At 52.4% G+C, this 14,038-nt stretch carries 11 protein-coding genes; 7 read left to right on the top strand and 4 right to left on the bottom strand.

Features of this window, described 5'->3' with window-relative positions; genetic code table 11:
• Nucleotides 1-25: 25 nt before the first annotated feature.
• Nucleotides 26-1,687, bottom strand: coding sequence for a HEAT repeat domain-containing protein (locus ACN0YN_RS20095; RefSeq protein ID WP_417386799.1), 1,662 nt, complete (start codon nucleotides 1,685-1,687; stop codon nucleotides 26-28).
• A 154-nt stretch (nucleotides 1,688-1,841) separates the two neighbouring features.
• Complete coding sequence (locus ACN0YN_RS20090) at nucleotides 1,842-2,591, bottom strand: metallopeptidase (RefSeq protein WP_417386798.1); 750 nt, start codon at nucleotides 2,589-2,591, stop codon at nucleotides 1,842-1,844.
• Nucleotides 2,592-2,752: 161 nt separating this feature from the next.
• Here ACN0YN_RS20090 and ACN0YN_RS20085 point away from each other — a divergent pair, with 161 nt between their 5' ends.
• Together ACN0YN_RS20085 and ACN0YN_RS20080 are read left to right on the top strand one after the other, a co-directional pair.
• Nucleotides 2,753-3,961 carry a HEAT repeat domain-containing protein gene (locus ACN0YN_RS20085; protein ID WP_417386797.1) on the top strand — a complete coding sequence of 403 codons (1,209 nt, stop codon included), beginning with the start codon at nucleotides 2,753-2,755 and terminating at the stop codon, nucleotides 3,959-3,961.
• A 124-nt stretch (nucleotides 3,962-4,085) separates the two neighbouring features.
• Complete coding sequence (locus tag ACN0YN_RS20080; RefSeq protein WP_417386796.1) at nucleotides 4,086-5,099, top strand: alpha/beta hydrolase; 1,014 nt, start codon at nucleotides 4,086-4,088, stop codon at nucleotides 5,097-5,099.
• A gap of 21 nt (nucleotides 5,100-5,120) precedes the next feature.
• Here the strand turns inward: ACN0YN_RS20080 and ACN0YN_RS20075 are convergent, their stop codons facing one another.
• Nucleotides 5,121-6,116, bottom strand: a complete 996-nt coding sequence (locus ACN0YN_RS20075) for an AraC family transcriptional regulator (RefSeq protein WP_417386795.1) — start codon at nucleotides 6,114-6,116, stop codon at nucleotides 5,121-5,123.
• A gap of 534 nt (nucleotides 6,117-6,650) precedes the next feature.
• On the opposite strand from ACN0YN_RS20075, the gene ACN0YN_RS20070 reads away from it, so the two are divergent.
• From ACN0YN_RS20070 to ACN0YN_RS20050, 5 genes are all read left to right on the top strand, one after another.
• Nucleotides 6,651-7,631: a DUF1559 domain-containing protein gene (locus ACN0YN_RS20070; protein ID WP_339684305.1), complete on the top strand. Its 981-nt coding sequence runs from the start codon at nucleotides 6,651-6,653 to the stop codon at nucleotides 7,629-7,631.
• A gap of 136 nt (nucleotides 7,632-7,767) precedes the next feature.
• A complete protein-coding gene (locus ACN0YN_RS20065) occupies nucleotides 7,768-8,211 on the top strand; it encodes a carboxypeptidase-like regulatory domain-containing protein (RefSeq protein ID WP_417386794.1) in 444 nt (147 codons plus the stop codon).
• Nucleotides 8,212-8,315: 104 nt separating this feature from the next.
• Nucleotides 8,316-9,920 (top strand): hypothetical protein, encoded by a 1,605-nt coding sequence (locus tag ACN0YN_RS20060; protein WP_417386793.1) that lies wholly within the window; start codon nucleotides 8,316-8,318, stop codon nucleotides 9,918-9,920.
• Between the two features lie 441 nt (nucleotides 9,921-10,361).
• Nucleotides 10,362-11,414, top strand: a complete 1,053-nt coding sequence (locus ACN0YN_RS20055) for a hypothetical protein (RefSeq protein WP_417386792.1) — start codon at nucleotides 10,362-10,364, stop codon at nucleotides 11,412-11,414.
• Nucleotides 11,414-11,842 carry a DUF1573 domain-containing protein gene (locus ACN0YN_RS20050; RefSeq protein ID WP_417386791.1) on the top strand — a complete coding sequence of 143 codons (429 nt, stop codon included), beginning with the start codon at nucleotides 11,414-11,416 and terminating at the stop codon, nucleotides 11,840-11,842. The genes ACN0YN_RS20055 and ACN0YN_RS20050 overlap by 1 nt, the downstream gene beginning before the upstream one ends.
• A 485-nt stretch (nucleotides 11,843-12,327) precedes the next feature.
• Here the strand turns inward: ACN0YN_RS20050 and ACN0YN_RS20045 are convergent, their stop codons facing one another.
• Nucleotides 12,328-14,016, bottom strand: a complete 1,689-nt coding sequence (locus tag ACN0YN_RS20045; protein ID WP_417386790.1) for a pre-peptidase C-terminal domain-containing protein — start codon at nucleotides 14,014-14,016, stop codon at nucleotides 12,328-12,330.
• Nucleotides 14,017-14,038 lie beyond the last annotated feature (22 nt).

Here is a 14,038-nt window from a genome sequence, read left to right as displayed (position 1 = left end):
CATGACAGAGCAATCGTCGTGTTTCTTACGAATACAACGACAGTTCGCGTTCGATCTGCTGCACCAGTTGCTCAGGGAGCTGTGACTGATGTCGGGCCAGCATCTCGCGGATCGTCTGCTGTTCTTCCGCCGAGGGGCGTGTGAAGACGCGATAGCTCTGTCTGGGACTGCACCAGTGGTGAATCATCGAAGCTGCTGCCTCTGCTGTTTCCGGCTCTGCTTTCACACAGGCTTCCAGCAGCCAGGGAAAACTCGACCATTTCCCCTGAGCCGCAAGCAGCTCACAGGCATGACGCCGTGCATAAACTGTCTCTGCTTCGAGGACGACTGCCAGCAGATCTGCACTGGGTATCTGTGTGATCCAGGGACGCAATGACTTGCCCGCCGTACGAACTACCCGCGGACTGCTGTCGCGCAGGAAAGGCATCACTTCCGGAATCGCATCTCGTTGCAGCAGACGAACCACCGCGTTAAGACCCGCACAACGTCGACTGGGGAACGGATGCACCAACAGAGTGCGTAGAAATTCCAGATCGCGTTCTTCTCCCACCGTCGCCAGCCCTTCAATGGCCGGCAGTGACTCCGGGTGTTTCACAACCGCGTCTCGATAAAATCGTACGGCATGACCGGGCTCAATCTGGTTCAGATAATAACAGGCCATTTCCTGTATGCTGCGCCCCCGATCCAGCAGAGCCGCCTCCCAAGTCGTGACGGCATTCGCGGGATCTAACTCCGCCAGCTGCCGATAGGCTTCACTGCGCACCGGCAGAAAAGAATCGGTCGCCAGACGCTCCAGGTACAGCTGACGTTCCTGAAGAGAGAGTTCCTGACACTGCTCCACAGGCAATTCACTCAAACCGCGACAGCATTGATAGCGAATGACGGGATCTTTCGAAATCATGCCATATGCTAAAAGCCGATGATTTGTGTACTTCAGATAGGAGTGGGCATAGCGTACGATGTACCGTCCCAGTTTCGCATCGACCGAGAACGCCAGAACCTGTTGTTCTAAAAATCGATCCTGTTCTTCTTCCAGCAACCGCTTGACCAGGTCTCCGATCATAGGCCTGTGATCGTACCTGCTCCAGGTCTCCATCTGAAAGATCAGCTCCAGCAACGAAGGGCTGACACGGACAGGCCCTGCCTGAAACCGCCGCCTGACTTCCTTCTGCGCTGCTTCGGCAATCGGTTTCACCCAGTCATTCTGTCTGATCACCAGACAGGGCAAAACTTCACTTCTGTCGATTTCTGTCAGCAGTCGTACTGCTTCCTGCCGCACATAGCCATTTTTGTGAAACGAAAGCAGACTCAAAACCGCAGCGTACTCCCGTTGATCCGGACTCCCGACGATCGCCGCCACCTCTGCAGGTTGAATCCGCGACCAGTTTTGATTTCGATAACTGGCATTCAACCACAGGGACTGGTGTTCCAGCGCCTGCAGATCCCGGGCAGAAATATTCGACAGTAGTGCAGCAACCGTCTCTCGTGCTGCGACCTTCGTTTCCCGATCAGCGCTGGTGAGAAATTGAGCCACGTAAGGCAGCGCCGCCGGTTCATTCAGCTCCCCCAGTTTTCGCAATAATGAAGACACATCCCTGCGCCCCATCATCTGCCGAAACCACGACTGTTTGCGCTCACTCGCAGCAAGCTGATTCACAATTTCCCAGGCAGTCGCAGACAGTTTCATTGAAGATTCCAGGAATCTGAAAAGTGTGTTTGAACGAGAGAGTCATCTATTTGAGCACGCACGTGCAGAGCAAATCCTTTTCCGTTAGACAGCTGAAGTGGTCATCATGTTCGCACTTTCGAACGCCTGTCTTCTTTTCCGGTATCCAGCCATGCTAAGGAACCGGGCCCCAGATTTTCACCAGCAGCGCAAACATCGCGGGATCGTGCTGTTTCAGTTCGGCCCGGACGAAGGGATAGAAATCGTTGACGCCGAAGTAGGCTTCGGTTGATTCCGCGAAATACTCTTTGTGATTGTTCAAACCGTAATGTCTGACTTTGATTCCCGTATGACAGAGCACGCTCTCGTAGAGACCCGACTCCTTCGCCGCGTCAAAGACGGCGATGATCTCCGCCTGATCGAAACTCAAGACCTGATCGTGATAAGCGTGCGCCAGCTCATGGAGTACCACATAAGGATGCTGGGCCCGCATGTTGCGGGCAAACAGCTGTCGCGCCACAGGGATGTGAACGTGTTGCGCCAGACGCGGATCAAAGCCGCGCGCTTCCAGCCAGGCGCGATTCGGATGGTACTGCATTTTATCCAGCTCCGCATGCTGCAGATCGACCCAGATCCGCAACTTCTGCAGCGCCGCCACCCGTTCCGGCGGCACAATATATTTCACACGCTGCAGATGATTGGCGAGCGCATCCAGCGATTTGCGCCCCAGCTCGGCATGTTCTTTGGAAAACAACTGCGGGTCCACATCCACGGTCCAGCCTTCAATCTGCTTTTCTACAGGATCGGGAAACGAAGCAGGGGACTCCGCCTGCAATGACTCACAGTCCCAGTTCCAGATGGTTGTCATCACACTGAAAGTCAGGCAGACAAAAGCGTAAGGCAAGCGAATTCGATAATGCCACATGGGGGCCTCTTTATTCTAAGTGCAGGATTCAACTGACGTTTCGACCGGGAACGGAATACGTATTCTAACAAATGAGTCAGGCTTCAACAAAATTTTAACGACTCTCTATTTGAATCCGCTATAATTGTGTTTGCATTAATCCTGTTCTGGAAGGCACGCTCATGTCTGTACCCGCATTTCGAGAAAACTACATATTGATTGCAGTTCTATTTGTACTCAATAGTCAACTGGTGCTCGCTACAGATCCACCGGATATTCCCGAATTGATCGGTCAACTGAATGATGTCGTTCCTCAAAAACGTAAGAGTGCCGCTGAAAAACTGGCTGAATTAATAGACCCTTGCATCGCTCCCGCAGTAACGAATCAGATCGCAAAAGAAAAAGACTTTCATGTTCGTCTGGCGCTTCATTTTGCACTGGCATCCCAGGGAAATCGTAAAGCTTTACAGCCATTGATTGATTCTTTGAAAAAGACTGGTCATTCAGGTTCTTACTATTTACGGAGAGCCACCAACGAGGATTTTGGATGGAGTATCAATCAATGGCAGGAATGGTTCGATTCTACCTCAGATGAGAAATATCGCCAGTTCATCCAGCATCGCTGGGAACAAAAACCCATGATGGAAGCGTTCTCTGAATTTGCTTCGCTTTATAGCAGACGTCATTTTGAATCCTCAGTCGCTATCGACGGAAATAAAAAAGTCCAAGATTTCATTAAACCACTCACAAAAGAAGAACGACAAAAACTGAAAACCCTGCCGACAGCAAAATCGTGGGATCTTTTCGAAGATGCGCTGCAACAGCTACAAACTCAAGGTAACAAAAAAGAAGCAGCACGACTGTTTCATAAAGTAGCTACCGAATACCCTGACACCTATTATGCCGAACAGTCAAAAGAACTGGCTGAGCTGCTGGACCAAATGGCTCTCGAAGATCGGGAATATAAACCTCCTCAGAATGTTAAGCTTCAATCGGTGACGGAACAAATCTCCTATCATATTTATCAGCTACGAAATCTGGTTGCATATCAGTTCTCGCAACCCGGTTATCCTTCGATATTCGGATTCCCTCCATTAGATGACGATGAGACCGTGTATAATCCGGCAGTCGAGCTCTGCAAAATTGGCGATCCTGCTGTCCCGTTTCTGTTGAGGCTACTGGAAGATCCTCGTCCAATTCGAGCAGTTAGTTACTGGCGCAATTTTGTGCCCGTAAGACAAGTCCTGCGTTACAGGGATGTCGCAAAAGTGGTTCTGAAAAAGATAAGACCCGATATAGCCGACGACCTCTCGCGGTATGACTCAACCAAAGATCCCATCAAGAAAAAGCTGATCTTAGAGCGAATTAAATCAACACACTCAAAAAAATAAGCCGATTTGATTGTAAGCATACTACTCTCAACAGACATTTTCACTCTGGCATCTCACCTGCCATCGTCTAAAATAAGCGAAGATGCGTCCACTTCCTGAATCAGCTTTGAGTTGAACTCACGTCATGAATACAGAATCACCACCAGCCTGGAAACGGTGCCTGCTCTGGCTGGTCCCCTTACCACGCAAGATGTTTGAGAAACCACAAACGGGGAAACAGATGCTCGTTTATTATCTCTTGCGGGTGTCCGCTTTTTATGTATTCCTGCTGATTCTGCTGATGCTGATTCAACGCTGGCTCATTTATCAACCCACGCGGGTCAGCTCTTTATCCGTCGATCAGGCCAATGGTCCCTTCGGCGTGGTACATGAAATCCAAACCACCACCGAAGATGGCCTGGAACTCAAAGGCTGGCACATCCTCGCCGGCCAGATCGCCTGTTCTGATCGGGCTGATTGTGATGAAGAACTGGAGAAAGGACAGCCCGTTGTGATTTTCCTGCACGGCAACGGCGGTAATCGCATGCATCGCATGGAAGACTACCGCCTGCTGGCCAGCATGAACCTGCATGTCTTTGCGTTCGACTACCGCGGCTATGCGGAAAACCCGGGCAGCCCCAATCAGACGGGATTACTCAACGATGCCCGCGCGTTCTGGAAGTACGCCGTCCGGGATCGGAAAATTGACCCTGCGCGCATCATCCTGTTTGGCGAATCACTGGGCGGAGGCGTTGCCACACTGCTGGCCAGCGAACTCTGCGAACAGAATACGCCCCCCGCGGGACTGATCCTCCGCTCCACTTTCAGTTCCCTCGTCGACGCCGCCTCCAGTCATTTTCCCTGGATTCCCGTTAGCCTGTTATTGTGGGACCGCTACCCGAATCAGCAGGTCATCGGCAACATCACCTGTCCCATTCTGATGATCCACGGGACGGCAGATCGCGTCGTCCCGTTTGAACTGGGCGAAAAACTGTATGCGGCTGCCCCTGCGAGTTCCACGTCGGGCATTCCAAAGCAGTTTGTGAAAATCGAGCAGGGGACTCATAACGACCTGCTGTTCGAAGCACGCGGCCCCATGGTCAAAGCGTATCGCGATTTTACCAGCCAGCTCTTTCCACCTGATCAGACAGAGAACTAAACAACCCGGTAGATGCGTCTTTCAGCGCACCTCTGCCTGACCCCGTTTGCTGCGAAAGTCGCTCGGCGTTTCACCGGTCAGCTTTCGAAACGTGCGCGTGAAGTAGGCGGGGGAAGAGAAGCCCAGCGTGCGACTGATCTGGTCAATCGTCATTGAAGGATTTCCCAGCATCCGTTTGGACTGCCAGATTTTCAACTCATTGAAATACGCCATGATCCCGCAGCCATACGTTTTGCGGAACACGGTTTTTGCCAGCGTGGGACTCACGTGCAGTTCGCGGGCCACTTCCGGTATCGTCAGACGATCGTTCACGCGATTCAACAGCAACCGCCGAATACGCAATGCCACATCGTCTTCGGAATCCAGTTCCACCGCCGGCGCCAGATGCTCCAGGACCAGCGAGAGAAATACGAGCAGACGACTGGTCAGTTCAATCTTGCGATGCGAGTGTTCTGCGATCAGCTGGTCCGCCATACGCCAGAACGCATGCTGCAGATCCGGATTGCCGGCCGAGCTGATCCGATGCACGCCAGTCACCAGCGTCTCTAACTCTCGACACGCTTCGGCGATTCCTGATTCTTCCGGCCAGTCACCCAGCCGCTCCAGATCGATCAGGAACGCAACCGTTGAAGCGGTATGCGGACCTTCATTCGACCAGTGATGATCCACGCCTGGACCGATCATACAGAAATCACCCGCATCCAGATGATAATCTCCGTCAGGCGTCTTCAATGTGAGCGGCCCCTGCAGGCTTCCATGCATGGCCATCACGGCGTGATTGTGTTTCTGCGTCGTCGTTCCCGCGGGAAAATGCCCGGAAGTAAATCGCGCAAACGGACCGGGAGTGGGATGGTAATAAGCCAGATAACTCCAGCTCTGCCTGAGTGTCTCCAGTCGCTGGGGACGCGTTGAGGGTAAGTAATACGAGAGATCTGCCTTCTCAAAATCCAGACCTTTGTCACGCTGGAGGAAAGGCTGAATCCGAGGTTTATCACTGATTATCGATTTGGAAGACATAGGAGGGCCCGGCTGTCATCTGTAGATCTTGGGGTGCGAACGCGCTTTGTTACCTGGCAGGATCTTGTACCAGCCGTGTATTCCAATTTCACAGCCGGAGCAGGGACCTTCAGTATAACGAACGTGTTGCACACCTCGACAGTCTAATTTCACCAATAAAGCTTACAAAATCGTAAACGACTGTACTTAATTAAGATAGATCAATCTTTTTTGATTACTCAAACATGTCCGATAGTGAAACCTTTCTGTCTGAAAAGACATGGTGAATGCCAGATTTGAGTGTAAAGTGAGAACAGCTATAAAAGAAAAGTCTCGTTTCCTGCAGGCGTCCTGCCGCCTTGATTGTGATGCTGACACGAGGTCAGTCTCATCCCTCCTGCATGGGCCCCTGCCAGGCCCGGTGTTCCTCAAACACATTGATGCACGGGTATTGCCCGGCGGTTACTTTTAATTTTGCGCTCCAGCAAAACCTGAAATTCATTTTTTTTAAACTACTGATTTGGTTTATAAATCTTAGAAAAAGGACGCGGTCACGTGAAACGAAAAGCATTTACCCTGATCGAACTTCTGGTGGTGATTGCCATCATCGCCATCCTCATTGCACTCTTACTGCCAGCAGTACAACAGGCGCGCGAGGCAGCCCGCCGCAGTGCCTGCAAAAACAATCTGAAACAAGTTGGACTGGCGTTTCATAATTACCATGACGCTTTTCGTACGTTTCCCATCGGTGCCCAGGTCCCCATTTATCAGGCCAACTGGCGCGTATCGATTCTGCCTTACATGGATCAGGCCAACCTCTACAACAGCCTGACACAGACTCCAGCGAACGGACGTGGCTACAACACTTACAACGGCTGGACCGGTGATGGTGGATACGGAACCGGCGCCGGCTCGAATGAAGCCTTGAATAACGCACTGGTCACTCCCTTTAAATGTCCCTCCAGTGCTACAGATCCATTTTTCGCCGGGACAGCCAACGGTATTTCTCCCGGTCAGTCTAATGGAGACCTGGGTATGACGATGGACTACGTAGGCATCGCAGGCGCTTACACGGCAGCCGCACCCTTCAACACCAATGCCGTCGACAATACCTATTATGGTGTGATGGCACAAAACGGAATGCTGCAGATCGGCAAATCTGTTCTGATGCGTGACTGTACCGACGGAACTTCCAACACCATCATGGTCGGTGAAGATTCCGGCCTGATCGCCAATGTCGACTACCGTAAAAATCTTTCAGGCGGCTGGTCGGGGCATCGCGGTGTCTCCACCAGTGGCGGATCGGGCTATGGCGGCGGAGGTGTTGTCACCATTCGTTATTCTCCCAATCCCAAAACCAAACCCGCATACACGGGCGCAGGATTCAACAATGGTCCGCTCACATCTTTCCATGTCGGGGGCGTTCATGCCCTGCTGGCTGATGGAGCCGTCCGCTTCCTTTCGGATAATATCGACTTCAACACACTGCTCGCACTGGGCGCGATTCAGGACGGAAAAGTACTCGGCGAATTTTAATTCCCTGAATGGAATTCCCGTTTGATTGACACAGGGAACACACACGGTCGTCATCTGGCTGGCCGTGTGTGACTCTGGAACCTTCTATCTATGACACCTGTGATGCTACAATCACAGGCCTTCGGGAGACTTGAGTATGCTGGCTTTCATACAAACGACCTTCAGAACACTTTCTTCAGTTCACACAACGGTACTCTGCAGCACATTGTTACTCACACTGTCACTGCTGTCTGGTTGTGGCGGCACGACGGTCGCTTCCAAACCCATGGGAACGGTCAGCGGAACCGTCACCCTCAAAGGCCAGCCACTCAGCAATTGCCGCGTGAATTTTATTTCCGAGCAACTGGGCGCCAGTGCCGGCGGCGATCTGACCGAAGAGGGCTCTTTCACCCTGGACGGACCGATACCCGCGGGTTCCTACAGTGTATTTATCTCTATGCCCAGTGAATTCACTCCCGCCCAGGCACAAAGTAACAAAGGTTTGTCCCAGGTCCCCAAAAAATATCTCGGCTCTTCCACAACGGATCTCAAAGCAGATGTCTCTGAAGGTGAAAGCAGCCACGAGTTCGATTTGAAATAAACTGAACCAGCAACGCTGGTAATCAGAGATATTCCTTTCCCACGATTTTTTTCAAAGTACAGGTGACGCTCCCTGCATGCTCCAGTTAAACTGGAATGACATGAGTGACACGACCGTCTCTGGCTTTAAAATACCACTCCCCGTTTCAGAAACAGGACACCATGCACCGCATTCACGAAACCGCTCGCCCCCTCGTATCTCAAGCTTTCAACAGACAAACCGCCTGTCTGCTCCTGCTCACACTGGTCAGCCTGCTCACCCCGGCAATCGCAGCCGCCGGCGACCTGATGGCGGGCGCCGCGAAAGTAGACATCACGAACCGCAGTGTCCCCGTGAATGATCCGCTCTACGTGAAAGCCCTGGTCATCAAAGAGGGGGACAACACCGCCGTGATCGTCACAGTGGATGCTGTCGCGATCGGCGAGATTGGTTCCATCACCAACGAATACCTGGGCAACGTGCGGGCGCAGATTGAAAAAGATCTGAAAATCAAACCCAAAAACATCATGATCAACGCCAGTCACTGTCACGGCATCGTCTGTGCTGACGTCGAAGAGCGCACGATCAAAGCCATCAAAGACGCGGCGAAAAACCTCGTTCCCGTCAACGCAGGTGTCGGCACCGGACACGAAGACCGCGTGATGGAAAACCGTCGACTGTTCCTCAAGGACGGAAAAGAAGCCGACGTCCGCCACGCGTACTCACTCCCCCCCGATGAAGAAGTCGCGAACATCGGTCCCATCGATCCCGAGATCGGCATTCTGAAACTCGAAAAGAAAAATGGCGACACACTCGCCGTCGTGTACAACTTCGCCGTGCATCCTATTCAGGGCGTACCCAGCAAAGGCAACACCGCCGACATGAGCGGCTTCGCTTCGCAGGTGATTGAAGACAACCTCAGCGAAGGCACAATCGCTCTGTTCGTGCAGGGGTGTGGCGGCGATATCAATCCCGTGCAATACAAAGACGTCGAGAATCCCCGCGACGCTGAAACCCTGGGCAACCTGCTGGGACTCAGTACGCTCAAAGCGCTTCGCAAGATCAAATGCAGCGACAGTACAGAACTGAAAGTCATGAACGAAACGCTGACGCTCCCCCGTTCCAACAATGCGACGCGGATTGAGTCACTCAAAAAGGAACAGGAACAACTGCTGAATTCGCTGCAGGGAACCAGCCTGAACCTGAAAACGTTTCTGCCTTTAATCGTCAAATACAAACTCTATGAAGAGCATCCTTCCTACTATTCACACCGCTATCTGCTGGAAAACAAACTGGGCCGCGACGGACTGGTCAAGCTGGACGAAGAGAACCGCGCGAACATGGAACGCTACATCAACAACGTCTACAAGATGGAGAAAATGACTCGCAACAAAGCCAACCTGGCGCTGCTCAACAAACACCAGACCCGCAACCAGGCCGCCGGCAAAACACTCGACGTGGAAATCTTCGGCATCAAGGTCGGCGACTTCCGCATGATCACCTTCCCCGCAGAGCTGACCGTCAACATCGGCCTGAACATCAAGAAAAAGTCACCCTTCGAAAACACCTTCGTCGCCGGCTACACCAACGGGTACAACTACTATGCCCCGACTGCCGAGCAGCTGAAAAACGTCGGCGGCGCCCAGGAAGACAGCGACTGCATGCTGGCCCCCGAATGGCAGGCCCTCTTCGAAGCCAAAGCCCAGGAAATGATCAAACAGCTGAAGTGATCGCTCACCGCGCTCCCAATCCCCTTCGTAGGGGTCGACCCATGTGTCGACCCGCAGGGTGAACAGTGTTTGCCGTTTACACCACGAAGTTATTTTCCTGGTCCCGTTCACTGCGAATAATAAATGAACCTCACCAGGCGGGCGGACACATGGGTCCCGCCCCTACCGCAGGCGAAGTCGGAAGTTCGCATTCCGCTCGAACTCATGCACTGACAGTTTCCCGCTCGCTGCGCTCGGCCCGGATGTGCATCCAGGCCCACCCATTTGTTACTTTCGTGTTTTTCGTGGTAGAAAAAACAGGATTGATTTTTATTGCCCTTTCTCAAAATAATCAGACAAAGATTCAGCTACCTGATTTCTACCAGTCAGATCAGACAGACGTAAATTAATATTGATGCGGAGTGCCAGGGCGTGCCAGTTCCAGACAGAATTCTTATTGTTTTGACATTCTGGTCTCTGGCTTTCATGCCGTCTCTGATTCTGTCGGCGCGCGAACAGCATTCAGAAGTCCCCGAAAAACCACCACTGTCAGAAAGCGAATTTCGCACTCAATATGCGCACGCGATGAAAAAATTCAAAGACGCGTATCGGAACATCGAATGCCGGGCGGAATGCCAGTCCCTGTTTGATGACCCGAACGACCCTTCCCGCAAAAAACGATATGACTATTCGGCACATGTACTTGCCAGGGAGAATTCGATCGTCGCGATTCTGGATTACGCGTCGGAGACTCCACTCGCTGGAATTTATTCCAATGAAGTTGTCTGTGCTACGCCAGACTATGCATTTGAGCTTGATAAAAACGAACCGTCCCATCCCTACCTTTTAAGTTCGGTTACTCACATTTCAACTGATAACCTCAGGACAAGATTGAGAACCATCATGGGGCATCATAAAGACTGGTATCTGTATGCCGCTGGTTCTCTGGACGGTTGCCTGTTTGAGATCATTCTCGAAAAACCATCATTCAAAGTGGTGAAGCTGGAGCGCATTCCAGCGACGACCGAAGGGGCTGGCAACCGAGTTGCGCTGGACTTTCGGCTGACCAACGATCCCTGGTTTATCTCAAGTGGTCATATCGTGTTCGCTCCAGATCTGGACTGGGCCGTACTGGAATACCATTATCGATATGAATACTCGGACACCGATTATGCGACTTACACAGGCAGGAATACTTATGCTTCTACACAGAAACACGAGATCCCTGTACCTGATAAATGCGAACACGAACAGACTCATTATCATGCCGACATGTTACCGATCAGCGAAACGTATTCAGCAAATCTAAGCAGCTTTTCATTCGGCACCGTGGACGACTCTGTTTTTCTGTTATCAAACTACGGCTTACCCGACACCCCACTCACGGCTCCACGCCCCGCGACAAACAATTTGATGCAGTGGTTCCTGATCGGTAACGGCATTCTGCTGGCGCTGATCGTCTTTTACGTTATGATTCAACGCTTCCGCACTGTTCGAACTCCGGAGAACCTGTGATGAAACGGCTCTCATTCAGATTGAAGTCATTCCTGACAGCTTACTTTGCTGTGGTCCTGATGATAGGGGTAATTTTTTACGGCACCTCCCTGTTCGGGGCACCGCGGATTGTGGCACCGCTCTGTGAATTCAAAGAGATTCCAGCCGATGAGACAGCTCGACAGAAGATTTCTGTCCAGAACACGACCAGTCAACCACTCCAGCTGATCGGTGCGATGGTTCCCTGCACGCTTTGTGGCTGCGCCTTTACGGAAGGGCTGCCTGTGACAATCCCGCCCGGTCAGAGTGAAAGCTTCTTCGTATTATTCAAAGCAACAACAGCAGGTGAGTTCAAAACAGAAATTAAACTGTATACCGACAACCCCGAACAGACCATTGTTCAACTACAGGTCCGCGGAACAGTGAAACAAGGCACCACTAATCAATAGGTGAAGTGCTGCGATTTCGATTTTCCCTTCGTAGGGGTCGACCCATGTGTCGACCCGCAGGGTGAACAGTGTTTGCCGTTTACACCACGAAGTTTTTTCCTGGTCCCGTTCATTGCGGATCACGAATGAACCTCAACAGGCGGGCGGACACATGGGTCCCGCCCCTACTTTTAGATGTTTCGAGAGCGTTGTACCTGGTTATGCCAGCACCGTCGGTCAAGCCGAGCGGTGGCACACGGACGGCTGATAAAATGGGGAGTCACACCAATTACCGGGAAAGTTACCGGGTGCCACGGTCCGGCTCGTCCGGCCGTGCCGGAGAAGTATAGGGACCCCATTCTGGAAAGATCGCGGTAACTGACAGTTTCCCGCTCGCTGCGCTCGACCCGAATGATATTCGGGCCACCCATTGGTTACTTTCGTGTGGTTTCGTGTTTTTCGTGGTAGAAAAATCATGTCTGATTTCAAAACCGTCGCGACGAAACCTACTTCTTCTTAATCGTCAGCCACAGGTAAGGCAGTTCGAGATCCGGTTTGGGGCGATCGGTGTTGCGTTTGGGGCTGATGCCTTTGATCACGGCGGTCGGCGTGTGGACTTTCGTTTTGTCTTTCAGGCTGACCCCTTTGATTTCCAGCGGACCCTGGAAGACTACGTCCGCCTTCGCTTCCAGCTTCAGCTTGACCGATTTCTCGGTCTTCTCCTTTATCTTGGAAACCACGGGCTCACACGTCACTCCTTCCGGCAGACCAGCCACGCTGATTTCAATCTCATCGCTGAACCGCGGACTCTGACGATCCACTTTGACTTCGATTTCCAGCGGCTTGTCGCCGGCGGTCAACGTGTATTGTTCTTCGGTAGTCTGCAGCGAAAAGTCGGCTTCGGTAGGCAGAATTGACAGCAGATAGACATAACGAAAGCCGCCGTACTCAAAACGGTCGGTCACTTCCAGCCGATACTCGCCGTCTGCGGGAGCGCCGAAATCGAATTGTGCGTCATAATAATTGCGGCGGGGATCATCGACTTCTTTCAGCAGTTTTCCATTCGCATCGAACAGCTTGATGTAGGCATCCAGGGGATAGCCCAGCATGTGTGTATCCACTTTAAACGTCAGCTTATCCCCTTTTTTGGCTGCGAAGCGATAGACGTCGATCTCTTTGGGCTCGGCAATTTTACCGGTGACGGTCGTCGGTAATGTCAGCAGTTGTCCCTTTTCCGCCAGGCTCTCTTTCGTTTCCAGCACCACCGGGGTCGTACTTAACGGAATCGTCAACCAGTTCCCCAGTTGCGGATGGCTGAGCAGCGCCTGCGTTTTTGACTCGGTAATCGTGGGTAGCAGCGTCTTTAAATCTTCAGGCAGATTCCAGCCGTCCAGGGCCACCGGCGTCGTCGAAGAGGGATGCCAGGCGAGCGGCAGACTGTGATCGATGAACGGTCCAGTCGTCAGCGTCAGACGATAAATATACGAGGCAGCGCCAGCAAAGCGAATTGTACTGTTCGGGTCGGCGGGAAAGGCAAACGTGCGCACATAATAAGTGCCATCTTCCGGAGCCGTGAAGACAATCCGCGGGTCATACCAGAGGGTATCTTCCATCTGCTCCAGCACGGTTCCGCGATGATTCAACACCTGCAGCAGGGCATCCATGGGTGATCCCAGTTGTTCGTTCGCGGTCTGCGACGCAATCAGGGTCTGACCCTTTTTCAGTTTCACCTGAAAGATGTCAACATCGCCACTTTTGGCCAGCACGCCATTGATGGTGACCGGCAGTTCGCACTTCTGGGCCCGTTCCAGATCTTCGTTCGGTTCCGTTTCGGCCTGCTCGGGGAGTGTGCCCACAACGAACGGTCGAATCTCAGAAGCCCCTTCCGCATTGTGAAATCGCAGCCAGTACAAACCGGGTTTGGCAGTCGCGTCGATCTGAACGGTAAACTGCTTTTCCTTACCCTTTTCCGGTTTCTCCGGAATCGTAACTGTCAAACCGGGAGCCGACGTCCAGACCGAAACGGGCGCGGTGCCCAGTGTTTTATCAACGCTGACGTCCACCTTCTGTCCCACCTGTCCGCCGGCGGGATTCAGATAGTTCACACTCGGCGGTGCGCTCTGCGCTTCTGTGAAGAGGCTGAGAACCAATGAAAACGAGACAACAGCGGGCAGAATCCGAGCGGTAGAAAACATCGGTAAACTCATTCTCAGTCAG

Origin of the sequence: Gimesia sp., from assembly GCF_048260065.1 — a bacterium.
GTDB lineage: Bacteria > Planctomycetota > Planctomycetia > Planctomycetales > Planctomycetaceae > Gimesia.
Note: the sequence above shows the minus strand (reverse complement) of the source record. Positions and strands in the feature narration are given on the sequence as shown.